Below are 23,821 nucleotides of genomic sequence, written 5' to 3'. Positions count from 1 at the left end.
GCAGAGATATACACTAGGCTACAGCGGCTGGCGCCATGTAGTTAATCGGTGCGTCAGCAGGGTCTTCAAACGTTACCCACTCCCAAGCATCGGTATCCTTAATAAGAGCGCGAAGAGACGCGTTATTAAGGCCATGTCCTGACTTATGGGCCCTAAACTCACCGATCAAACTGGTACCCAATAAATACAGATCGCCAATCGCATCCAACACTTTATGCTTAACAAACTCATCTTCGTAACGAAGCCCGTCTTCGTTAAGAATACGGTATTCATCAACCACGATCGCGTTATCAACACTGCCGCCCTGCGCCAAGCCTTTGGAGCGCAAATATTCAATTTCGTGCATAAATCCAAAGGTTCTCGCGCGGCTGACTTCTTTAACAAACGAGGTACTTGAAAAATCTAGCTCTGCATGACCAGTCCGGTCTTTAAAAACCGGGTGGTCGAAGTCAATGGTAAAAGAAACTTTAAAGCCGTCAAAAGGGAGGAAACTCGCGACTTTATCACCATCTTTTACCGTCACCGGACGCTTTATACGGATAAATTTCTTAGGCGCATTTTGCTCCTCAATCCCGGCAGATTGAATGAGGAATACAAATGGCCCAGCACTGCCATCCATTATAGGCACTTCCGAGGAGCTGACTTCGACGTAGGCATTATCAATACCCAGACCCGCCATTGCCGACAGCAAATGTTCAACCGTAGATACTCGCACGTCGCCGTTCATCAGCGTGGTCGACAGCGTGGTATCACCCACATTTTCAGCACGAGCGTGGATTTCAACAACTGGATTTAAGTCGGTACGACGAAAGATAACACCAGAATCAACCGGTGCCGGCTTCAATGTCAGGTAGACCTTTTCACCTGTATGCAAGCCTATTCCAGTGGCACGGATAGTATTGCGTAAGGTACGTTGCTTAATCATGTATCACACTCACTCTGTGGACCGGATGACTACATATACAGGGACGACCTTATCATGTGCTAGCGACAAATCGCTAACACCTCGCCCTGTGCTGCACCGGCTTCTGCTAGTTAATCGGCTTGACGCCGCAGAAACGCAGGAATATCCAAGTATTCCATGTCTTTATCTGCCATTGGCGCCGGAGCCACATCTCGCGCAACCGCCGCTTGTTGGTTGTTGCGCATTACTGTTGGTCGATCAAGGGTACGATAGTCGGTTGAGCGCGCCTCTACAGGTCTAGACTCAACTACTTTTAGTGGTGTTTCTTGTCCAAGTCCGTCAAGACCGGTTGCGACCACTGTCACCCGCAATTCATCAACCATATCGGGATCAATTACCGTTCCGACAACGACTGTTGCGTTCTCGGAAGCGAATTCCTCGATAGTATCCCCGACATCGTTGAACTCGCCTAGGGATAGATCTAGACCTGCGGTAATATTAACCAAAATTCCGCGAGCCCCTTGCAAGTTAACATCTTCGAGCAAAGGACTACGAATTGCAGCTTCAGCAGCCTCACGAGCACGATTTTCGCCAGTGGCGGTGCCGCTACCCATCATCGCCATACCCATCTCAGACATCACAGTGCGCACATCGGCGAAATCGACGTTGATCATACCTGGGCGAATAATAAGGTCTGCAATGCCTTGAACAGCACCCAACAATACATCGTTTGCCGCTTTAAAGGCATCGAGCAAACTGGTGTTTTTACCCAAAACTGGCAGCAACTTTTCGTTCGGAATGGTAATCAACGAATCCACGTGCTGACGCAGTTCCTTCATGCCTTCCAGCGCGACAGCCATCCGTTTCTTGCCTTCAAAAGGAAATGGCTTAGTAACAACCGCTACGGTCAAGATTCCCAGCTCTTTTGCCACCTGCGCAACAACGGGCGCTGCGCCAGTACCTGTGCCGCCACCCATCCCCGCGGTGATGAACACCATATCAGCACCTTGCAGCGCTTCGGCAATACGGTCGCGATCTTCCATCGCCGACTGACGGCCGATTTCAGGGTTTGCACCCGCACCTAAACCCTTGGTGATGGTCGTGCCCAACTGCAACACGGTTTTAGAGGACACATTGGTTAAAGCCTGCGCATCGGTGTTGGCGCAGATAAAATCTACCCCATCTACGTTTGACGCAATCATGTGCTTAACAGCGTTACCGCCGCCGCCACCAACACCCACTACTTTAATTACTGCGTTTTGAGGAACGTTATCTACTAGTTCAAACATGGTTTTCTCCCTTTTACATATTCAATCGCGCTGCCAACGCGACCGCCTGTCACTTCGTTAAAAATTATTTTGAATCCACTGTTTCAGATTCGCCAAGAAACCACCGCTGCGGACGCGACCGCGACCACCGTGCTCCGCCTGATGTTTAATGCCGTAATGCAGCAAACCCACCCCCGTAGCGTAAATGGGATTGCGAACAATATCGGTTAATCCACGTGCATCCTGCGGAACACCGATACGAACTGGCATATGGAAGATCTCCTCAGCCAGCTCAACAACCCCTTCCATTTTTGACGTACCACCGGTTAGAACAATACCGGCGGCACATAAGTCTTCGTAGCCACTACGACGGAGCTCTGCCTGTATTAAGGTAAATAACTCGTCATAGCGCGGTTCAACCACTTCTGCCAAGGCTTGCCTAGAAAGCTCCCGCGGGGCGCGATCGCCCACGCTGGGCACTTTAATCATCTCGCCCTCTCCGGCTAACTGAGTCAGCGCACAAGCATATTTAATCTTTATTTCTTCTGCGTATTGGGTTGGCGTCCGCAAAGCCATGGCAATGTCATTGGTAACCTGGTCACCAGCAATCGGAATAACACCGGTATGACGAATCGCCCCATCGGTAAAAATGGCGATATCGGTGGTGCCACCACCGATATCCACCAAACACACGCCAAGCTCTTTTTCGTCTTCGGTCAACACCGCATAGCTTGACGCCAATTGCTCCAGAATCACGTCTTCAACTTCCAAGCCGCAGCGCCGAATACATTTCTCGATGTTCTGGACGGCGTTCACTGCGCAAGTAACCAAATGCACCTTGGCCTCAAGCCGCACACCGGACATGCCAAGCGGTTCCTTAATGCCCTCTTGCTCGTCGATGACAAATTCTTGGGGCAAGATATGCAGCACTTTTTGATCAGCGGGAATCGCAACGGCCTGCGCAGCATCGATAACTCGATCAAGGTCGAGTTGGAATACCTCGCGATCGCGAATCGCCACAATGCCGTGAGAATTCAAACTGCGAATATGGTTGCCGGCAATACCCACGTAAACGCTGTGGATCTCGCATCCCGCCATCAGCTCCGCTTCTTCGATCGCGCGTTGAATGGAATGCACAGTGGATTCAATATTAACCACTACGCCCTTCTTCAAACCTCGCGACGGATGCGAACCAATGCCGACAATTTCCAGCTTGCCGTCTTCGTTCATCGATCCAACGATAGCCACCACTTTCGAGGTGCCAATATCCAGACCGACGATCATCCGGCTTGCATGTGAACTAGCCATTGCTTTGCTTCTCCCTATTTAGCGATCCGTTCCGCACCGGCAACGCACTTACTTTAGCCATTGTCTTTAACTACCTTCCAACTGATGCCACGACACTGCCAAACCATTTATATAGCGTGTGTCTACCCGCCTTACCTGCTCAAAGTCTGCCGCCAATTGCTGCTTGTAAACCCACATAAAGCGACGCAGTTTCTCCAGCGGCTCCTGCCGTCCAAGTACCAGCACCGCGCCGCCATTTAAGGTAGCGATCCACCCACCGCGGTCATTCATTTGCAAGCGCTGCAAAACCAAGTTCTCATCACCCAGTAGCTGACTCATCAAACGATACTGGCGCATAATTTCAATCGCGCCGCCGTCTGGGCCCGTCAGCAAGGGTAAGCTTGCATCGCTACGTAACTCTTTCGCTGGCAAAAAAATCTTACCGCGATGATTAAGTAAACCGCCGTTACCCCATACCGCTATTGGCGTTTCCTCAACAATCGTAATTTTTAACTCCCTAGGCCAAACCCGCTCCACAATCGCGCGATATACCCAAGGCTCCTGCTCCAGTTCGCTCTGGATACTCTCCAGATCCAAACCGATATAACCTACTGCCAAGTGGCTAGTAACTCTATCAACCAGAACCTCACGGCTGACGTGGCGAAAATCTCCAGCAAACACCACCCTGTCAACGGGAATAGATTCCAACTGGCTACCCAGCCGCTCCACTCCATATACAAAGCCCATCACCGCAGCCACCAACAGAAGACGATTAAAAATACGCCCCCATTCCCGCGATACCGGCTGGCGCTCACTGCGCTCCGGTTTACTACGCTTAAAGCGGTTATGCTTGGCGCTTACCCGCTTCATTAGCCGGCTGTACCTTCACCGATACTGCCCGCCAATATTGCCAGCACCAGCTGCTCAAAATTTAAGCCTGCTTGCTTGGCCGCCATCGGCACTAAGCTGTGATCCGTCATACCCGGCACGGTATTCACTTCCAGTAGATAAAAGCGGCCATCGCTGTCGCGCATCACATCGACACGTCCCCAGCCCTCGCAACCCAAGCTATTAAACGCCGCCAATGCCAGCTCGCTCAGCTCCAATTCTTCCGGTGTACTTAAACCGCAAGGGCACAGGTAGCGAGTCTCATCCGATACATACTTGGCATTAAAATCATAAAATGCGGCGTCGGTTTCGAGCTTGATCGCCGGCAGCGCCACCCCATTTAAGATCGCGACAGTATATTCACTGCCTACCACCCACTGCTCAGCAAATACCCGGCCGTAGGCTTGCGCATCTTGCCATGCGCTGTGCAACTCTTCTGCTGTCGCTGCCCGCGACATACCAATACTAGAACCTTCACAGGCCGGCTTAACAATCACCGCCCCAAGGTCTGCAATGATCGCCGCCCAATCGCTGGCCGCCGTCAATTCAATAAATTTAGGGGTAGACAGCCCCATCCCCAACCACAACAATTTGCAGCGGAACTTATCCATCGCCAATGCCGAAGCCATCACGCCACTGCCGGTATATTTCACGCCTAAACAATCAAGCGCGCCCTGCACTGTGCCGTCTTCTCCACCGGGACCGTGCAAGGCGATAAACACATTGCTGAACTCCGCCTGCAAATACTGCATCCAGCCATCATCAGCTACATCAATAGTCTCAACAGCAACACCTTGGCTGGTAAACGCAGCCGCTACTGCCGCGCCACTTTTTAATGAAACCTCGCGTTCAGCAGAGCGCCCACCAAACAACACGGCCAATTTGCCGCCAATGGCCTGATTAATACTTGCTACCGTCATATCGCTCATTAGTAGTGCCTACACCCAATCCTGAACTGACAATTGCTGCGCCAAGGCGCCTATATTTCCTGCGCCCTGAGTAAGTAGTACATCACCAGGACGAAGTCGTGTTTTTAGGAGCTCGAACGCGGCGTCCGTACTCTCCACAAATACCGGCTCAAACGCGCCCTGCAAACGAATACTGCGACACAAACTGCGACTGTCAGCACCCGCAATTGGCGCTTCCCCAGCAGGGTAGACGTCGAGCAACAGCAAACTATCTACGGTCGATAACACCCGCACAAAATCCTCGTACAAATCTTTGGTTCTACTATAGCGATGGGGCTGATACAGCATCACTAGACGGCGGTCTGGCCACGCCTGTCGCGCGGCCGAGATCGTCGCTGCCACCTCAGTTGGGTGATGGCCATAATCATCCACCAACATGAATTGGCCACCGTCCACTGCAAGCTCGCCATAACGCTGGAAACGACGACCCACACCTTGGAAATTAGTAATACCGGCGCAAATCGCGCTGTCCGACAAGCCTTCATCGGTGGCTACCGCAACCGCTGCGGTAGCGTTTAACACATTGTGAACACCGGGTTGATGAATACACAGAGCCAACTCGCTGCCATCGCGACGACTAACAGAAAAGCGACTTTGCATGCCCCGCTTCTCTAATGAATGAATACGAAAATCGGCGTCGTCGCTAAAACCGTAGGTCAGGGTAGGCCGACCAATATCAGGCATTAGCTCGCGCACCACGTCATCATCAATACACACCACCGCAATACCGTAGAACGGCAGATTGTGGAGAAACTCGATAAACGTCCGTTTCAATTTGTTAAAATCGCCGTCATATGTGGCCATGTGATCGGCTTCAATATTTGTTACAACCGACACCATCGGCTGTAAATGTAAAAATGAGGCATCGCTTTCATCTGCCTCTGCAACTAAATAGCGACTTTCTCCCAGCGCGGCATTGGTGCCGGCACTGTTTACTAGTCCGCCAATAACAAACGTAGGATCTAAACCGGCTTCGGCAAAAATCGACGTAATCAAACTAGTTGTGGTGGTTTTACCATGGGTACCCGCAACCGCGATCCCATGACGATAACGCATTAACTCAGCCAGCATTTCGGCCCGACGCACTATCGGCACGCGACCTTGTCTTGCGGCAATAATTTCAGGATTGGCATCATTAATGGCACTGGACACCACCACTACATCGGAGTCACCAATATTTTCGCCGCGGTGACCAAACGCAACTCGGGCGCCCAACTGTTGCAGCCGCGCGGTACTTGTCGACGCCTTTAGATCTGAGCCAGAAATAACGTAGCCAAGATTTAATAGCACCTCCGCAATACCACACATGCCGGCACCACCAATACCCACAAAATGAATGCGTTTTACACGACGCATTTCGGGGACTACAAAGGGATGCTTAGGACTCATGAGCAAACTCCATGCAGTAATCTGCGGCCACATCGGCGGCATCTATTTTTGCGAGCCGTCTCGCCGCTTCCGCATAGCCCAATAATGTCTCCCGCTGTGCTTTTGAGCTTTGCAACCAAGCAACCAAGGCTGGCGCTGTAAATTCTTTTTGATCGATAATTTCACCAGCACCGCCATCCACAAACCATTTAGCGTTCGCGCGCTGATGATCATCAATCGCATGTGGTAGCGGTATTAATATTGCAGGCACGCCAGCTGCAGCCAACTCAGCTACAGTCAGTGCACCGGCACGACATATAACAATATCCGCCCAGCTATATGCCGCCGCCATATCGTCTATAAAAGCTTCCGCCAATACATTTACGCCCGCTTCGGAGTATGCCGCTTGCACCGCAGACTCATGGTCGCGTCCAGTTTGATGCCATAACAAAGGCCGATCGGCTACTGGGAATTTCTGCCACGCCGCAATCACCACATCATTGATTGGCTTTGCGCCGAGACTGCCGCCCAGCACCAATACGCGTAACTCATCAGTGCGCTCAGCCCAGCGCGCGGCAGGCGCGTCGAGGGCCGAAATTTCACGCCGCACCGGGTTGCCTATATAGCGATTTTTGTCACCACCCAGCGCAATGGGATAGCCGGTAAGACACAGCCTTGCCACTTTTGCCAACAGGCGATTGGTTGTTCCCGCCACAGCATTCTGTTCTTGAATCACCACTGGCACGCCCAGTAATTTAGCTGCCAAACCACCGGGGCCAGACGCATATCCGCCCATACCCACCACGCAGAAAGGTTTTAATTTGAGTATGAGGCGCATGCTATGAAGCACGGCCAATCCAGCTTTGAAAATTGCCAGCAACCGAAAAACCGGATTTTTGCCACGCACTCCCGACATATCCAAGCAGTGCAGAGGCAAGCCGGCAGCAGGTACTAAGCGGGCCTCGATACCCGCAGCCGTACCTAGCCAATGAACAGCTACACCCCGCTCCGCCAGCGCATTAGCCACAGCCAGCGCCGGAAAAACGTGTCCGCCAGTACCGCCGGCCATCATCAATACCGTTCGTTCAGCGGCCATCTTGCCTCCGACATTCCAGTTCGATTCTTGCCACCAATGCGACCATGGCCATACACACAATTAAACTACTGCCGCCATAACTCATAAACGGCAAGGTCAAACCCTTGGTTGGCAATAGGCCGGCATTTACACCCATATTGATAAATGCCTGACCACTGATCATGACGGCAATACCGTATGCGACGTAAGCGTGAAACTGCTTGCCCATGGACTCTGCATAGCGGCCAATAAATAATATTCGCCCAATCAAAGCGACAAACAGGCCGAGTATTAGCATGCTGCCCAGAAAACCAAATTCCTCAGCGAAGATCGCAAAGACAAAGTCGGTATGGGCTTCGGGTAAATAAAATAATTTCTGTACACTGTTACCCAAGCCAACGCCACTAACCTGACCACGCCCAAAGGCGATCAGCGACTGAGTTAACTGGTATCCAGTATTGAACTGGTCGGCCCAGGGATCGGTGAACGCTGTTAAGCGCTTCATTCGATAGGGCTCAAAAATAACCATGGCGACCGCGCCGGCAACGCAGCTTAGAATCACCAATAAAAACTGACCAAGCTTGACGCCGCCAAGAAATATCATCACAAAGGCAGTGCCCGCAGTCACTACTGTTGCGCCAAAATCGGGCTCAAGCATGAGCAATAATGTCACCGCAAATAGTAGGGCCATTGGTTTGACAAAGCCCGACCAACTTTGACGGACCTCATCATTGCGACGCACCAAGTACCCGGCGAGATAGAAAATGACACACAGCTTTACAAATTCAGAAGCTTGCAGAGTCAATGGACCGAGCGCGATCCACCGCCGACTGCCATTCACCTCACGGCCAACACCCGGAATGAGTACCAAGGTAAGCACCACAAAGCCCAGTAACAGCAACAACCAACCACTGCGCTCCCACACATCAATCGGGGTGAGGTACATCACAATGCTAGCAACCGAGGCCAAACTAAAATGGAATAAATAGCGTTTGGCAAAATAAAACGCATCGTCGTAGCGACTCGCCGCATGCTCGACCGAGGCCGAGGTCATGGCGACAAACCCGACTACTAATAATGCGGCTAAAATCAGCTGCAAATGGCGATCAAATTTTTGTATCTCAGCAAAGCTATCTCGTAGGTAGGTCATGCTAAAGCACCCCCCGCTAAAGACATTACAGCTTCGCTGAACTGGCGACCGCGATGCTCATAATCGCTAAACATATCAAAGCTAGCGCAGGCCGGCGATAGCAATACAATATCCCCCGGCAGTGCATACGTAGATGCCGCTTTTACTGCAGAGGACATACTGTCACTGGTCGTTGCTGGGATTCGCTCACCCAGCATTTCAGTCAGTGTTGGCGCCATCTCACCAATGAATACCGCGGCGCGTGCCGACTCTGCAAGGGTATTTATTAATGGTGTGAAATCTGCACCTTTGCCCACGCCACCGGCAATGAGTACGACCTTACCGGCGCTCGCTAAACCGCGCAGTGCAGATACCGCTGCACCCACATTGGTACCTTTAGAGTCGTTGTAATATCGAACACCTTGGTGCTCAACAACAAATTCACAGCGGTGCGCTAGGCCTTTAAAATCGCACAAAGCTGTTAACATTGCCGGCATCGCTAAACCAACTGCGCTACCCAACGCCAGGGCAGCTAGGGCATTGCTAATATTATGTGAGCCGGCAATTTTCATCGCCGCCACTGGCAGTAAAGCCTCGCGCGCCAAGGCCAAATACTGCTCGCCATCCTGCTCAACAATGCCGAAAGTACGAAAATCAGAACGACCAAGACCGAAACTCCACCGAACAACACCGTCAGGTACCAGTGGTGTGCTCAAGGCATCGTCGCGATTGATAACGACTTGCCTGCACTCTTTGAAGATCTGATGTTTGGCCTGGTGGTACTTAAGTAAGCTGCCATGACGATCCAGATGATCTTCACTCAGATTCAATACAGTCGCGACTTCAGCGCCCACCGAATCACAACGTTCTAACTGAAAAGACGACAACTCAACCACATACAGATCAACATCATCGCTTAACAAATCTAAGGCTGGGGTACCTAAATTACCGCCCACTGCTACCCGGCGCCCCTGATAAGCCGCCATCTCGCCCACTAAGGTGGTCACAGTACTCTTGCCATTCGAGCCAGTAATAGCGACTATCGGCGCTTTAGCCTCTCGACAGAACCATTCGATATCACCCGATATAACAACGCCTTGCGCTTTAGCTGCCGCAATGGCCGGCTCCGCCAGAGAAATACCGGGGCTGACTACTAACTCAGTGGCAGACAAAAACTGCTCAGTATTAAAGGCGCCCAAGCTGAGTTTAATATGCGGAAACTCGCGGCGAAACTGCTCTAAACCAGGGGGTATTTGGCGACTATCTGCAACCGCAAACGACATGCCTTGGTTAGAGAAATAGCGGGCGACAGAAAGCCCGGTTTTTCCCAAACCAATAACAACTCGTCCATTGTCGGATGCAATCAAACTCATTCCCGCATCAACCCCGTAATAATTTCATCGTAGTTTTAAGGTCGCCAAACCAAATAACACCAGCATGACGGTGATAATCCAGAACCGCACAATCACGCGGGGCTCTGGCCAGCCTTTTAATTCAAAATGATGATGGATGGGCGCCATTCTAAAAATACGCCGACCCGTTAACTTAAAAGAAGCTACTTGCAAAATGACCGACACCGTCTCAAGAACGAAAATGCCACCCATAATAAAAAACACTATCTCGTGCCGCGTTATTACCGCGACTGTCCCTAGCGTTGCCCCGAGTGCGAGGGCACCCACATCACCCATGAACACTTGGGCGGGGTAAGTGTTAAACCATAAAAAGCCCAAACCTGCGCCGGCTAATGCGCCGCAAACAACAATAAGTTCACCCGCTCCGGCCACATAGGGAATATGCAGATATTCTGCAAATTTCACGTTACCGGTAAGGTAGGCGATGATGCCCAATGCGGCACCCACCATTACCGTAGGCAGTATCGCGAGGCCGTCTAAGCCATCGGTTAAATTGACGGCATTACTCGACCCAACAATCACGAAATACGTCAGCACAATAAAAAATGCGCCCATCTGCCAGCTAAAGTTTTTAAAGAAGGGAAAAAACAATTCGGTATTAACCGGACTATCCGCCGTCATATAAAGGAATATGGCCGCACCCAAGCCCGCGACACTTTGCCAAAAGAATTTCCAGCGCGCCGGCAGTCCGCGAGGATTGCGCTCAATCACCTTCCGGTAGTCATCTACCCAACCCACTGCACCAAATACTGCGGTGACCGCAAGCACCGTCCATACAAAGGGATTACGTAGATCTGACCACAATAGTGTGCTGGTAAAAATTGCCACTAAAATAAGCGCGCCACCCATTGTTGGCGTACCCGACTTACTCAAATGCGATTTTGGACCGTCGTCGCGAACCGCTTGACCAATCTGGTAATAATTTAACTTACGAATCATCACAGGACCGATAAGCAAGGAAATGGCAAGTGCGGTTAACACACCTAAAATGCCGCGAAAACTCAGGTACTGGAATACCGCGAAACCGCTGATATGCTGACTGAGATACTCCGAAAGAAATAGCAGCATTAGGTATTACTCCCCGTCAGTTTTGCAGAGAGCCCGTCTACCACTTCTTCCATCGCGGCGCTGCGCGAACCCTTAACCAATACGGTATCCCCTACTTTCACAAAATTATTTAGCATCGAAATCAGATCAGCTTTGCTAGAAAAGGCAAAGCTATGTTGCCCAAACTCACTGGCCATTAGCGGCGCAAACTCGCCCACGAAAAACACAGTATCAATTCTATTTTCACGGGCATAAGCGGCAATCTCGCGGTGGCGCATATCTGACTCTGGCCCAAGCTCTGCCATGTGCCCCATAACAAATAGTTTTCTACCGGCGCTACTCGCCAACACATCAATGGCTGCGCGCACTGATCCAGGGTTAGCGTTATAACTGTCATCAATAACGGCAACACCGCCAATATCTCGTCTTAGCAATCGTCCGCTTACGCTACGCATTGACTCAAGTCCCGCAACCACATCGTCCAAACTCACACCGGCAGACAATGACGCTGCCGCAGCAGCGAGGGCGTTAGCAACCATATGCTTACCCGACAGGGGCATACACACTTTTGCGCTGCCATTAAAGCTCACCAATTCAAATTGAACTTTGCCAGGCACACTTAAATCAATATCTCGAGCAAACACATCAACATCCTCACGCACAAGGCTGAATAGGAGTTGCTTTACAGCTTTGGCACTCTCACGCCAAAACTCGCAATACGCATCATCAGCATTTATGACGGCAAGGCCATGTCTGGGCAAACCACGAAATATTTCACCCTTGGTCTTCGCCACAACTTCCAGTGATCCAAACCCTGCAATATGCGCTTGCTGCGCATTGGTTAATATCGCAATGTCTGGTTCAGCAAATTCACATAAGTAAGCAATATCGCCCTGTTTCCCAGCGCCCATTTCAATCACTGCAAAACGATGTTGTTCTTCGATGGCGAGCAAACTCAATGGCACACCAATTTCATTATTTAAATTTCCCTGCGTTGCGAATACTGCGCCGCTCCGAGCGAAAATATTTGCCAACATTTCCTTAGTACTGGTCTTGCCGCTACTTCCTGTAACCGCGACTAGTGAGCCTGAGAATTTCCGACGATTTTCTCTCGCCAGTAATCCCAGCGCGCGCCGACTATCTGCGACCAAGACATTGGGAAGAATATCGCTAGCTTCAGTCACTAATGCGGCAATAGCGCCACTTCGTTTAGCTACATCGACAAACTGATTGCCATTAAAATTCTCACCGGCAAGTGCAACAAATAAATCGCCGTCTTTAATGCTGCGCGTATCGGTAGAAACACCAATGAATGAGACATCCTCGCCATGTAATGTTCCCGAGCTGATATCGGCAAGCTTCTGCAATGTCATTGCCGCAATCACAAGGCCACCCTCGCAGCCAAAGCGAGGCGAGCGCACTGCACATCACTGAAGGGCAGCCTACGACCGCCAATTTCCTGATAGTCCTCGTGACCTTTGCCCGCAACTAATACAACGTCACCAGGATTTGCAGATCGAATTGCACTATTAATCGCGACATCACGCTCTATTTCTATCGAGGGCTGGCTACCCATTCCCGCGCAGATATCTGAAATGATTTGTGCAGCCAGCTCTGATCTTGGATTATCGCTTGTCACCCAAACTTGATCGGCGAACTTTTCTGCAATCGCTCCCATTAGCGGCCGCTTAGATTTATCTCGGTCGCCACCGCAGCCCATCACACAAATAACTTTGCCGCTAATAGCCGCTCGCAAGGTTTCCAAGACCTTTTGCAATGCATCAGGCGTATGCGCGTAATCGATCACCGCAATCACATCGTCTGCTGCACGCAAGCACTCCATACGACCAGGCACAGGTTGTAGCGACGGCAAGGCCGCTTCTATTTTTTCAGCCGGCACACCTAGGCCAAGTAATACTGCGCTTGCGGCTAATAAGTTGGACAAATTAAAGCCGCCTAATAACGAGGAGCTAATCGTCAGATCTCCCCACACGCTTCGCAGCCTCGCGCTAATACCATTGATATCGCAACTCACATCTTCGGCATAAACTTTTGCCCGGCTATCGAAAACACTGAAATCAATGACCTGCTTAGCGCTTGATCTTGCCAGCAGCTGACGACCAAATTCATCATCGCGATTTATTACCGCCAGCTGCAGATCCGTCCAGTTGAGCAAACGAGCTTTTTCTTCGCCATAAGCTTCCATAGAGCCATGGTAGTCGAGGTGGTCTTGGCTTAGATTCGTGAACACGGCTGCAGTAAACTGCAATGCAGCGGCACGATGCTGGGCCAAGCCATGTGATGACACTTCCATGGCAGCCCAGCTTGCACCACCATCTCGCCAGTCGGCTAAAAGTGCCTGTACAGAAATCGCATCAGGGGTGGTGTTATTGCCACTATTCAAGCGGCCAAATCGGCCACTGCCCAATGTGCCAATTAATCCGCAGGGCTTACCAATCGCCTCTAATAATTGCGCAATCATCCACGCGCAACTGGTTTTACCATTGGTTCCGGTTATACCTATTAGCTTAAGTTGCGATGATGGATGACCGTAAAAACGACCAGCAATATCACTCAAATTTGTAGTTAAATTATCGACAACAATAACCGGCAGTGACCATTGCGCGGCGTCGAATGGCGCATCAGCGATCACCGCGACGGCACCGGCCTCAATAGCGGAATTAATATAATCTCGGCCATCGACAAGGTGACCCTTAACGGCAAGGAATACATCGCCAGCCTTTACTTCCCGACTATTCAAGGCCAAACCCGTCACCGGCACCGCGGCAACTTCGGGCGCCAAGTCATTTAGTAAATCGCCGAGTAATCTCGGTACTGTATAGTCCTGTTGCTCTGCCATCACGCTGCCGCATCTCCCTTAACTTTAGGTTTAGGGGCAGCCGGCTCGAGATTATCCGGCGCTATATTTAATAACCGCAATGCGTCTGAAACGACCTTTGAAAATACCGGTGCAGCAACCAGGCCACCAAAGTAATCACCGTGCGGCTCATCGATAGTGACCACCGCCACAATGCGCGGATTACTTGCAGGCGCAACGCCAGCAAATACGGCAAAATAACGATCTTCTGAGTAGCCACCAGCTTCGGCTTTATGGGAGGTGCCCGTTTTACCCGCAATACGATAGGCGTCAACTTGGGCGCGGGTAGCCGTGCCACCCAAGGAGGTCACCTCTTCCAGCATATCGACGACCTGACGCGCAATCTTGGCGGAAATCACTTGCTGCATAACCGGTTTGTCGCTGCGCTTTAGTAAGGACGCTTGCTGAAACTTCCCGCGATTTGCAAACACCGAGTAAGCTTGTGCAAGCTGTAGATTAGTGACCGTTAAGCCATAACCAAACGCAAATGTTGCGCGCTCTATTGGCCGCCAATTAGGTCTATTGGGCAACATACCGTTACTTTCGCCCGGGAAGCCTGAGCCCGTTGAACGGCCAAGACCGAAGCGATTAAAAACACCCCATACATCATGCTCATCCAAGGATAGTGCAATCTTTGTAGTACCCACCTGGCTAGATTTTTTTAATACTTCAGCAACGGTAATCGCACCGTAATTGCGGTGGTCTTCAAGTAATTTTCGACCAACTTTTATATAGCCTGGGTTGGTATTTATAACCGTATCGGGCTGATATTTACCGCTCTCCAAAGCAGCAACAATCGTCAAGGGTTTGACCGTTGAACCCGGCTCAAACATATCGATAACAGCGCGATTACGCATAGAATCGGGAATTAGCTGGCGTCGATTATTAGGGTTAAACGAGGGCTGATTCACCATCGCCAATACTTCGCCATTTTCACTATCGATAATAACGACCGAACCGGCCTTAGCGCCGGTTTTGGTGATGGCTTCTTTGAGCTCTCGATAAGCGAGATACTGCAAGCGCAAATCTATACTGAGCTGGACATCTTTGCCCGGACTAGCCGCCTCGCCGGCGTCTATCTCCCTAATAATATTGCCATATAAGTCTTTCAGAACTTGTTTGCGACCCGGCGTGCCATTGAGCCATTCATCATACGCAAGCTCTAAGCCCTCCTGACCACGGTCATCAATATCGGTAAAACCGAGGATGTGCGAGGTCACTTCACCGGCGGGATAAAAGCGGCGGTACTCACGCTGCAAATAAACACCGGGGACTTTCATTTGAATAATTTGTTTAGCTGCGGCAGGCGACATATGACGACGCAGATACATAAACTGACTGCCGCTATACCTTTCCATGCGTCGTGACAAATCTGCGGCTTTCATATCTAGACTTACGGCGAGGCGCGACCACTCGCCCTTGGCATTTTTTAATTCCTGCGGATTCGCCCAAATAGAGGCAACAGGTGTACTTACCGCGAGTGGTTCACCATTGCGGTCAGAAATCATGCCTCGGTGCGCAGGTATAACTTCGGTGCGATTGGTGCGAGCGTTACCCTGACCCTGTAAAAACTCATAGCCACGATCAACATCTAATACTTGCAATGTCAGTGTCCGCCACACCAAAAGCAGGGCGAGCACAAATAGCGCTCCCACTACTATGCGGAAACGCCACGGTGAAATAGGTGCTTTAACCTGCTTTCCCATAGCCCCCAACCATTTTTACTTCCCGCGCTTTCGGCGCTTGCATTTTTAATTTCCGCACAGCCATATCTTGCACACGATCTGGCGACGCCCAGGTGCTTTGCTCAAGCAACAACCGACCCCAGTCCTCTTCAAACAGCATTGCCTCACGTCGCAGATCTTGCAGCTGACCGAATAATTTCCGACTTTTATGCGAACTCTGAACCACCGCTACACAGGAGATCAGCACTAACAAAATGAGCAGAGGAACGGCTACTCCGCCGAGGGGAGCCTGTCTCTCTTCTTCAATTTGGTAGGTCTTTTTATTAGTGCTGCGCTGTTTTTTGCCCAGCATATATCACCCCTATGCACATTTTTCGTATGCCAACTTCTCTGCCACTCGCATTACCGCACTGCGAGAACGCGGGTTCGACTCGACTTCTTGTTCCGATGCTTTGATGGCTTTGCCGATAATTTTTAAACGGCGGTTACGCTGACTCTCGGTAACGGGTATATAGGCGGGCACGTCGTCGCCCTCTGACTGTCGCCGAATAAAACGCTTCACCATTCGGTCCTCCAGCGAGTGAAAACTAATCACCACCAAGCGGCCACCCACCTCTAACTGATCTACCACATTACCAAGTAGGCGCTCGAGATCGGTTAGCTCATTGTTTATAAAAATTCTTATTGCCTGAAAACTCCGGGTGGCTGGGTGCTTATGCTTTTCCCAGGCCGGATTTGCTTCAGTGACAATTTTTGCCAGCTGCAGCGTGCGAGTAATCGGCGTCTCTTCGCGCGCGGCAATAATGGCTCTCACAATACGCTTGGCAAACCGCTCTTCACCGTAGTCCCTCAGGACCTTGATCATTTCTTCCTCGCCCGCGGTTGCAATCCACTCAGCTGCACTCATACCGCTACCAGTATCCATACGCATATCAAGATCACCATCACGCATAAAACTAAAGCCGCGCTCGGCCTGATCTAACTGTGGAGAGGACACGCCCAAATCCAGTAGGACGCCGGAAAATGGCCCAGCTACATCTGCTTGCTGCGCTAAACTTGAAATATCTGCAAAGGAGCCCCGCGCAATACGGAAACGTGAATCGCTAGCCGCAAGTTCATTGCCCTCGGCAATCGCTTGAGCATCTTTATCTATCCCCAATAAACTGCCATCTGGCGCCAAACGCGATAAAATTAAGCGGCTGTGACCGCCGCGCCCAAACGTGCCATCAACATAGCGACCGCTAGTATCTGTCACTAACGCGCTGACGGCCTCATTGAGCAATACTGTTAAATGTTGTTCCACTTGGCTCACTCTCACTAAAGAGAAAGGGATAACATTTCTTCTGGCATATCACCCTCTCCCGCGGCGCCCAGCCATTCAAACCAGCCAGACTCGCTCCACAGTTCTAGTTTTTTGCCTTGACCAACCAGCAATAACTTCTTATCCAGATCGGCATAGTCCCGCAATGGCTGGGACAACAACACACGGCCATTGCCATCCATTTCCAGCGGCGTTGCATAGCCGAGCAATAAGCGCTGTGCGAGCCGCGCTTTGCGGTGAATATTCGGGAGTGCTTCAATTTTAGGCAGTAAATCTAGCCACTGAGGCTCTGGGTACACCAGCAAGCAGCGCTCTTCGGTATGCGCAGTAATCACTAAGCGACCGTCACAAGCAGACATCAAGGCGTCGCGAATCTTGGCTGGTATCGCCAAACGCCCCTTGCTATCCATTGTAATTGTGTGACTACCGAGGAACATAATTCCCACCAAGCTCCGCTTCTTAACCGCAAAAAACCACTAAAAACCACTTTTACCCACTGGAGCACACTATAGGAACTTGCAAGCATGGGTGTCAAGCTGTAGACGTAGGAAATAGCAGGGAATTTTCGTAAATGTGTCAGTAACTTACGCGCAAATTCGGAGAAAACGAGCGGAGGATTTGGAGCTAATTTTGGTAAAACAAAGGCATGAAGACTCAACTTAACGTAGAACATTAAGTATGAGTATATTTTAGCGTGGAGTGGGATAAAATTGAGTCGGCCGATAAGCCGGGTTCTGTCTTGGACGACCATTCATCTGGGACCTGCGTCACCGCAAGCCTCTAGCAGCCTACCCGAATCCACTGTGGGCCACAGCAAAGGATTCCTATTTGGCCTTGCTCCAGGCGGGGTTTACCATGCCACGAACTGTTGCCAGTCGCGCGGTGCGCTCTTACCGCACCATTTCAACCTTACCGGCAGCTTGCGCTACGTAGGCGGTTTATTTTCTGTTGCACTTTCCGTAGGCTCGCACCTCCCAGGAGTTACCTGGCGCCTTGCCCTGCGGAGCCCGGACTTTCCTCCCAACAGTAAACTGAAGAGCGATCGTCTGGCCGACTCAACTGTAAGAATAACCAGTAGTCTGGTGTTTAGCAAGCGCTAATTAAGGCTAATCCGCTAAGGGGAAATCTAAGCCATATTGATAGAGCTGGTTCTTTTTCAGGCCGCTGATTTTTGCGCAAAGTGCCGCAGCCTGCTTCAGCGGTAAGTCTGCGCGCAGAATATTAAGCACCTCAATGGCCTCGGTCGGAATACCCTCGTCCCCCTTAAAGCCCTCTATTAGCAACACACACTCACCACGCTGCTGATTACTGTCTGCTCCCACCCATTCATGCAACTCTGAAGCCGGCAAACGCTTTACGGTTTCAAATAGTTTGGTAATCTCACGCGCCAAGACCACAACCCGCTCTGCACCCATTGCCGCGCTTATGTCCGCTATGCTGTCGCGCACACGATGCGGAGCCTCGTAGAAGATCATGGTTCGGCGCTCACGCTGCAAGGCCATTAACACCCCTAAGCGGGCGTGCTGCTTAGCGGGTAAAAACCCCTCGAACATAAAGCGATCAGATGGCAGCCCAGCAACGCTAAGCGCAGCAATGACCGCACAGGCACCCGGTATGGGCACCACTTTAATTCCCTCCCTCAAGGCTAAATCAACCAGACGATAGCCCGGATCTGACACCAAAGGCGTGCCAGCGTCAGATATCAACGCTAAACTCTTACCTTCACGCAAGTGCGCGAGTAGGCGCTCAAGCTCTGAGCTATTACTATGATCGTGATATGCGCAAAGTGGCGTGCGTATATCAAAATGATTCAATAAAGTTCGACTATGACGGGTATCTTCTGCCGCTATGAGCGCTACTGTTTGTAGGACCTCTATGGCTCGGGGTACCATATCCGATAAATTACCTATCGGCGTGGCAACAACGTAGAGGGTCGGGGTATTATCCACAGGCTAATCTCACTCAAATTTCCATGACCGCGCAGACTAACAACGGCGAATCAATGAAGACAAGCACTTTTATACTTATACTCATCGCCACCTTACTGGCGAGCTGCAGTTCCGCACCCGTAACGCCATCAAAACCCACCGGAAATAGCGGTGATAGATTTAGCGTTAAAGCTCGCCCTGCGGCGCCAAGTCGCGATTTCAATCCCGCAACAGTTTCCGCGGCGACCGTGGAACAGTGGCTTGTCGACGCTAAAACAATGGAGGGCGAAGAATCTGCTGAACTGCTATTAAGGGCCGCCGAGGTCTTATTGCGAGAAAGTGAGCTGGCCCGCGCTGACGACGTGGTAGGTGAACTGATCGCACCAGAGCTTAGCGCAGACCAAGCTCTTCGTTTGGCAATTATCCGCGCGCGGGTCGCTCGTGGTCACGCTGAGTTTGGCCAGGCACTGGTGGAGCTCTCTGATCCCCTGATAGAAAACGCGGCAATAGAAAGCCCAGTCTACAGGCAGATACAGTATAGCCAGCTTAGGGCGTCGCTGTATGAGATCGAGGGCGACCATCTGTCCGCCGCCCGCGAACGCATCTTTATTGATCCATTACTCAACCCAGGCCAGCACAGTGCGAATCGAGAATCCATCTGGGCATCTCTGATGCAAATTCCAACAGCCGTACTTGTCGACAATATCAACAGCACTAGCAATAGGGACTATATCGGCTGGCTTGAACTCGCCTCTATCGCCAAAGACAACCAAAACAATATTGACGCGCAGGTGCGCCAACGAGACGCTTGGCTGCGTAACTGGCCCGGACACCCCGCCCGCAATGCACTCCCCGGCGGACTGGACAGACTCAATGATTTAATTGTCGAGCGCCCCGATCAAGTCGCCCTCATTCTCCCCGTGACGGGTCGCCTGGCCGCCTATGGCAAGGCCATCCGCGACGGTTTTTTCGCAGCATACTATGAGACTCTTAATCAGGGCGGTAGCGTCCCCAGAATCAACCAGTACGACAGCAACGCCGCCGACATCAACACTTTGTATCAAGAAGTATTAGACAGCGGTAACAAGCTGGTTATCGGCCCCCTCAGAAAGGAAAACCTGAGCGCACTAGTCGCAAGCCACCCTATTTCAATGAACGTGCCGACGCTTGCGCTAAACCGGATTGATGGCGATCGCTTTCCCAACGGTCTATACCAATTTGGACTCAACCCGGAAGACGAGGCAGAACAAATAGCCAACATTGCTATGAGCAAAGGCTATAAGCGCGCACTTATTCTTACCCCGGAAGGCTCTTGGGGCCAAAAGGTCGCCGCGGCATTTTCACAACGCTGGCAAGATTTAAACGGCAAAATTGTCGCGACCCAAACCTTCAATGCCAGCAAGAACAATTATTCTCAGCAGATCAAAAACACCTTACAAATAGATAGAAGCCAGCGCCGCTTGCAGCGCTTACAGCAGATTATTGGCATAAGACCCGACTACGAACCTTATCGGCGCTCGGATATCGATTTTATTTTCCTACTTGCGCGGCCAAACGAAGGCCGAGCAATAAAGCCGCTACTTGCCTACCACTACGCCGGCGACATTCCAGTTTACGCAACATCACACATCTACCCAGGCGGCGACTCACCCAAGAAAGATCAGGACATTAACGGCGTCCGCTTTATAGATATACCTTGGATCTTTGACGACAAATCTGCAATCCGCAAAGATATCAGGGACGGCATACCATCAAGCCCAGCGTACCAGCGAATGTACGCGCTGGGCGTAGACAGCTTCAGACTACACTTACGTCTAAAGCAATTAAGAAATGGGGCGAGCGGACAAGTCTTCGGTGAAACCGGAACGCTCACTCTCAACGAACTCGGTCAAATAGAGCGCGAGCTTGCATTGGCGGAGATTCAGGATGGGATCGCCGTAGTCAACCCAGTGCGGGCAGCGACGCAAGACACGGAAAATGATTTTTAAACGGCTGCAAAGTGCGCAGGCCGGCGCTCAGGCTGAGCGCGGCGCGCGCCGGCTGTTAAAAGATCATAAACTAAAAATTCTTCACCAAAACTACCGAAGTCGCTTCGGAGAAATTGATATTATTGCACTGTCGGATAGCCACTTAATCTTTGTAGAAGTGCGCTATCGACACAACACCGCATTCGGTAGCCCGGCGGAAACTGTGAACAACAAAAAACAACAGCGCATAATCCGTACTGCGCGTCATTTCCTTAGCCGAGGTGAATACGCTGAACTACCCTGCCGCTTTGATGTCATTGAAGTAGGTAAGGACGAAAGCGGTAAATTTCGCTTTAATTGGCTAACAAACGCTTTTCAGGAGTGAAAAACAAAATTACCGTGGACTATTCCGAGCAAGTTGTAGATCTATTTCACCGCCATATAGAGAGCTGCATGTACACCATGGAGGCCCTCGGCGAAGGCATTGCCCAAGCGAGTGAGTGCCTAGTGGCTAGCATGTTGCAAGAGCATAAAATCATTTGCTGCGGCGAAGGCAATAGCGGGCTTATCGCCCACCATTTAGCGACCAATTTACTCAACAGCTTTCAACACGAAAGGCCCGCCCTACCGGCAATGGTACTTAGCTCAGACGCTGCCACCGCGATCGCCGCAGATTCAAGCTACCACGACATTTATGCCAATCAAATACGTGCTTTAGGCCAAGCGGGAGACTGCCTGGTGCTTTGCTATAATGGCGGCGGCGCAGCTGCAACGCTTAGGGCCATACAAGCGGCACATGAGCGTAATATGCGCGTTATTTCACTAAGTAATATGAAAGGCGGCGATGCCAGCGCATTGTTGTTGCCCGACGACATAGAGCTTACCTTTCCAGTGGATGACCGCGCCCGCGCGATTGAGATGCAGCTCGTCGCAGTACACAGCATTTGCGAATTGATAGATACTCAACTATTTGGAACACCTCACGCATGAACATCCTTATACGACTCGGCCTCACTGCAGCGCTTACCATCGCAGTAAGCGCTTGTACTCAAATTATCACTGCAACCACCGATGAGCCTATCGCTAACGACCCAGGAAGCCGCAGCCTAGGCAGTTATGTTGATGACGAAATTATTGAAACCAAGGTCCTCGTTAACATCAATCAAACCGACCCCGCGCTCAAGTCATCGCGTATCAGCGCAACCAGCCACAATGGCATCGTTCTGCTCACCGGCAGCACGCCCAACGACCGCTTACGACAGCTTGCAGGTGAGGTCGCGACAGACGTCAAGAAGGTTCGCAAAGTCCATAACGAATTGGCAACAGGCGCGGATGTCAGCATGCTAGCCCGCAGCAACGACGCATGGATAAGCACGAAAGTAAAAAGTCGCCTATCCCTTAACGAGCAGCTGGATGCGTCGAGAATCAAAGTGGTTACTGAAAACGGAATCGTGTATTTGATGGGCTTGGTATCTAAGGCAGAATCTGACACCGCCGCCACAATAGTCAGTGAAACCAGCGGTGTACAAAAGGTCGTCAGGGTATTTGAATACTACTAGGACTTAGTAAGCCTGCCGCAAGATCAGCTAGCAAGCCTCGAGGCAATTTACTTAACTACCTTGAGGCTAGGCTTAGACTTAGACTTAGACGGCAGCTTACTCAATGTAGCCGATGGCCTAGGGTCTGACGGCGGCGTCGGATCTTCGGCATCAAACAGCATGCCTTGGCCATTCTCTTTTGCGTAAACGCCCAGCACTGCACCAATCGGCGCACTGACCTCTTGAGAAATACCACCAAAGCGGCCATTAAAACTCACAATGTCATTGCCAACATTCAGTCCCATTACCGCAGATGGAGCTATATTCAAAACAATCTGACCATCTTGCACATACTGCTGAGGCACAAAAACACCTTCACGCATAGCATCCACCAAGATGTAGGGTGTGCAGTTATTCTCCACCACCCATTCGTAGATTGCCCTGATCATATAGGGACGACTAGAGGTCATTGCCATACAGTTTCAACCAGCGGCTTAGGCTACTGACGCCTCACTACGATGTTCGCGTTCTTTCTCGGTCAGACTTTCCTGGAACGCAGGACGCTCAAAAAGACGGTCCATATAGTCAAATAGGGGCTTTGACTGACGAGTTTGCGGAATAACCACGCCCAATTCCGGCAAACGCCACAAGATAGGCGCTAAACAGCAATCGACCAAGGTGAACTCCTCGCTCATGAAGTATGGCTTTTCTGAGAAAATCGGCGCCACAGTCAACAAGCTATCACGCAATTCTTTCCGCGCTTTGTCAGCATTTTTCTGATTTGTTCCCGCTAGCAACTCATCAACTAAACGACACCAGTCACGCTCAATCCGGTAGATATATTGACGACTTTCACCACGGGCAACCGGGTAAACCGGCAGCAACGGTGGGTGCGGAAACCGCTCATCAAGATATTCCATCATGACCTTGGATTCATACAAGGCCAAATCGCGATCGACCAGCGTTGGCAAGGAGTTATAGGGGTTTAATTCGGCGACCTCTTCCGGCAGGTTATCCGGCTTCACATCGACGATATCAACAGTGACGCCTTTTTCGGCCAATACAATTCTCACCCGGTGGCAGTAATGACTTGCTGCATCAGAAAAGAACGTCATGGTAGAACGCTTGGCTACAACGCCCATTGATCTCACCTCAAAT

At 51.0% G+C, this 23,821-nt stretch carries 23 protein-coding genes and 1 other RNA gene; 4 read left to right on the top strand and 20 right to left on the bottom strand.

Annotated features, from left to right (window positions below; all coding sequences use genetic code 11):
• Positions 1–13: 13 nt before the first annotated feature.
• From lpxC to rsmI, 18 genes are all read right to left on the bottom strand, one after another.
• On the bottom strand, positions 14–925 hold the full coding sequence (gene lpxC / locus AB4875_RS05840) for a UDP-3-O-acyl-N-acetylglucosamine deacetylase (protein ID WP_368375110.1): 912 nt from the start codon (positions 923–925) through the stop codon (positions 14–16).
• Between the two features lie 110 nt (positions 926–1,035).
• Positions 1,036–2,193, bottom strand: coding sequence for a cell division protein FtsZ (gene ftsZ, locus AB4875_RS05835; RefSeq protein ID WP_368375109.1), 1,158 nt, complete (start codon positions 2,191–2,193; stop codon positions 1,036–1,038).
• A 57-nt stretch (positions 2,194–2,250) separates the two neighbouring features.
• Entirely contained in the window at positions 2,251–3,480 is a 1,230-nt protein-coding gene (gene ftsA, locus AB4875_RS05830) for a cell division protein FtsA (protein WP_368375108.1), read from the bottom strand.
• Between the two features lie 66 nt (positions 3,481–3,546).
• On the bottom strand, positions 3,547–4,329 hold the full coding sequence (locus AB4875_RS05825; protein ID WP_368375107.1) for a cell division protein FtsQ/DivIB: 783 nt from the start codon (positions 4,327–4,329) through the stop codon (positions 3,547–3,549).
• Positions 4,329–5,276, bottom strand: a complete 948-nt coding sequence (locus tag AB4875_RS05820; RefSeq protein WP_368375106.1) for a D-alanine--D-alanine ligase — start codon at positions 5,274–5,276, stop codon at positions 4,329–4,331. The genes AB4875_RS05825 and AB4875_RS05820 overlap by 1 nt, the downstream gene beginning before the upstream one ends.
• A 9-nt stretch (positions 5,277–5,285) precedes the next feature.
• Positions 5,286–6,704, bottom strand: a complete 1,419-nt coding sequence (gene murC / locus AB4875_RS05815; protein ID WP_368375105.1) for a UDP-N-acetylmuramate--L-alanine ligase — start codon at positions 6,702–6,704, stop codon at positions 5,286–5,288.
• Positions 6,694–7,779 (bottom strand): undecaprenyldiphospho-muramoylpentapeptide beta-N-acetylglucosaminyltransferase, encoded by a 1,086-nt coding sequence (gene murG / locus AB4875_RS05810; protein WP_368375104.1) that lies wholly within the window; start codon positions 7,777–7,779, stop codon positions 6,694–6,696. Before murG ends, murC begins: the two co-directional genes overlap by 11 nt.
• Complete coding sequence (gene ftsW / locus AB4875_RS05805) at positions 7,769–8,908, bottom strand: putative lipid II flippase FtsW (protein WP_368375103.1); 1,140 nt, start codon at positions 8,906–8,908, stop codon at positions 7,769–7,771. The genes murG and ftsW overlap by 11 nt, the downstream gene beginning before the upstream one ends.
• Positions 8,905–10,260, bottom strand: a complete 1,356-nt coding sequence (murD, locus tag AB4875_RS05800) for a UDP-N-acetylmuramoyl-L-alanine--D-glutamate ligase (protein ID WP_368375102.1) — start codon at positions 10,258–10,260, stop codon at positions 8,905–8,907. Before murD ends, ftsW begins: the two co-directional genes overlap by 4 nt.
• Before the next feature lie 24 nt (positions 10,261–10,284).
• Positions 10,285–11,367, bottom strand: coding sequence for a phospho-N-acetylmuramoyl-pentapeptide-transferase (gene mraY / locus AB4875_RS05795; RefSeq protein ID WP_368375101.1), 1,083 nt, complete (start codon positions 11,365–11,367; stop codon positions 10,285–10,287).
• Complete coding sequence (locus AB4875_RS05790) at positions 11,367–12,719, bottom strand: UDP-N-acetylmuramoyl-tripeptide--D-alanyl-D-alanine ligase (protein ID WP_368375100.1); 1,353 nt, start codon at positions 12,717–12,719, stop codon at positions 11,367–11,369. Before AB4875_RS05790 ends, mraY begins: the two co-directional genes overlap by 1 nt.
• 8 nt (positions 12,720–12,727) lie before the next feature.
• Positions 12,728–14,206: a UDP-N-acetylmuramoyl-L-alanyl-D-glutamate--2,6-diaminopimelate ligase gene (locus tag AB4875_RS05785; protein WP_368375099.1), complete on the bottom strand. Its 1,479-nt coding sequence runs from the start codon at positions 14,204–14,206 to the stop codon at positions 12,728–12,730.
• Complete coding sequence (locus AB4875_RS05780; RefSeq protein ID WP_368375098.1) at positions 14,206–15,930, bottom strand: peptidoglycan D,D-transpeptidase FtsI family protein; 1,725 nt, start codon at positions 15,928–15,930, stop codon at positions 14,206–14,208. Before AB4875_RS05780 ends, AB4875_RS05785 begins: the two co-directional genes overlap by 1 nt.
• On the bottom strand, positions 15,914–16,261 hold the full coding sequence (gene ftsL, locus AB4875_RS05775; RefSeq protein ID WP_368375097.1) for a cell division protein FtsL: 348 nt from the start codon (positions 16,259–16,261) through the stop codon (positions 15,914–15,916). Before ftsL ends, AB4875_RS05780 begins: the two co-directional genes overlap by 17 nt.
• 9 nt (positions 16,262–16,270) lie before the next feature.
• Entirely contained in the window at positions 16,271–17,212 is a 942-nt protein-coding gene (gene rsmH / locus AB4875_RS05770; RefSeq protein WP_368375096.1) for a 16S rRNA (cytosine(1402)-N(4))-methyltransferase RsmH, read from the bottom strand.
• A gap of 14 nt (positions 17,213–17,226) precedes the next feature.
• On the bottom strand, positions 17,227–17,667 hold the full coding sequence (gene mraZ, locus AB4875_RS05765) for a division/cell wall cluster transcriptional repressor MraZ (RefSeq protein WP_103683616.1): 441 nt from the start codon (positions 17,665–17,667) through the stop codon (positions 17,227–17,229).
• A gap of 270 nt (positions 17,668–17,937) precedes the next feature.
• An RNA gene (gene rnpB / locus AB4875_RS05760) (RNase P RNA component class A) lies at positions 17,938–18,288 on the bottom strand.
• Between the two features lie 48 nt (positions 18,289–18,336).
• Positions 18,337–19,179, bottom strand: coding sequence for a 16S rRNA (cytidine(1402)-2'-O)-methyltransferase (rsmI, locus tag AB4875_RS05755; RefSeq protein WP_368375095.1), 843 nt, complete (start codon positions 19,177–19,179; stop codon positions 18,337–18,339).
• A gap of 53 nt (positions 19,180–19,232) precedes the next feature.
• On the opposite strand from rsmI, the gene AB4875_RS05750 reads away from it, so the two are divergent.
• From AB4875_RS05750 to AB4875_RS05735, 4 genes are read left to right on the top strand one after another with little or no spacing between them, the layout of a single operon-like run.
• Positions 19,233–21,146: a penicillin-binding protein activator gene (locus AB4875_RS05750; RefSeq protein WP_368375094.1), complete on the top strand. Its 1,914-nt coding sequence runs from the start codon at positions 19,233–19,235 to the stop codon at positions 21,144–21,146.
• The gene (locus AB4875_RS05745; RefSeq protein WP_368375093.1) at positions 21,136–21,510 is read left to right on the top strand and encodes a YraN family protein; all 375 of its coding nucleotides are present in this window, start codon (positions 21,136–21,138) and stop codon (positions 21,508–21,510) included. The genes AB4875_RS05750 and AB4875_RS05745 overlap by 11 nt, the downstream gene beginning before the upstream one ends.
• Complete coding sequence (locus AB4875_RS05740) at positions 21,507–22,115, top strand: D-sedoheptulose-7-phosphate isomerase (protein WP_368375092.1); 609 nt, start codon at positions 21,507–21,509, stop codon at positions 22,113–22,115. The genes AB4875_RS05745 and AB4875_RS05740 overlap by 4 nt, the downstream gene beginning before the upstream one ends.
• Positions 22,112–22,684 (top strand): BON domain-containing protein, encoded by a 573-nt coding sequence (locus AB4875_RS05735; RefSeq protein ID WP_368375091.1) that lies wholly within the window; start codon positions 22,112–22,114, stop codon positions 22,682–22,684. The genes AB4875_RS05740 and AB4875_RS05735 overlap by 4 nt, the downstream gene beginning before the upstream one ends.
• A gap of 47 nt (positions 22,685–22,731) precedes the next feature.
• Here the strand turns inward: AB4875_RS05735 and AB4875_RS05730 are convergent, their stop codons facing one another.
• Together AB4875_RS05730 and sspA are read right to left on the bottom strand one after the other, a co-directional pair.
• Entirely contained in the window at positions 22,732–23,139 is a 408-nt protein-coding gene (locus AB4875_RS05730; protein ID WP_368375090.1) for a ClpXP protease specificity-enhancing factor, read from the bottom strand.
• Positions 23,140–23,157: 18 nt separating this feature from the next.
• On the bottom strand, positions 23,158–23,805 hold the full coding sequence (gene sspA, locus AB4875_RS05725; protein ID WP_368375089.1) for a stringent starvation protein SspA: 648 nt from the start codon (positions 23,803–23,805) through the stop codon (positions 23,158–23,160).
• Positions 23,806–23,821 lie beyond the last annotated feature (16 nt).

This window comes from Zhongshania sp. R06B22 (assembly GCF_040892595.1).
Classification (GTDB): Bacteria; Pseudomonadota; Gammaproteobacteria; order Pseudomonadales; family Spongiibacteraceae; genus Spongiibacter; species Spongiibacter arctica.
The sequence above is the reverse complement of the archived record's forward strand: the minus strand, read 5'-3'. Positions and strand labels throughout refer to the sequence as shown.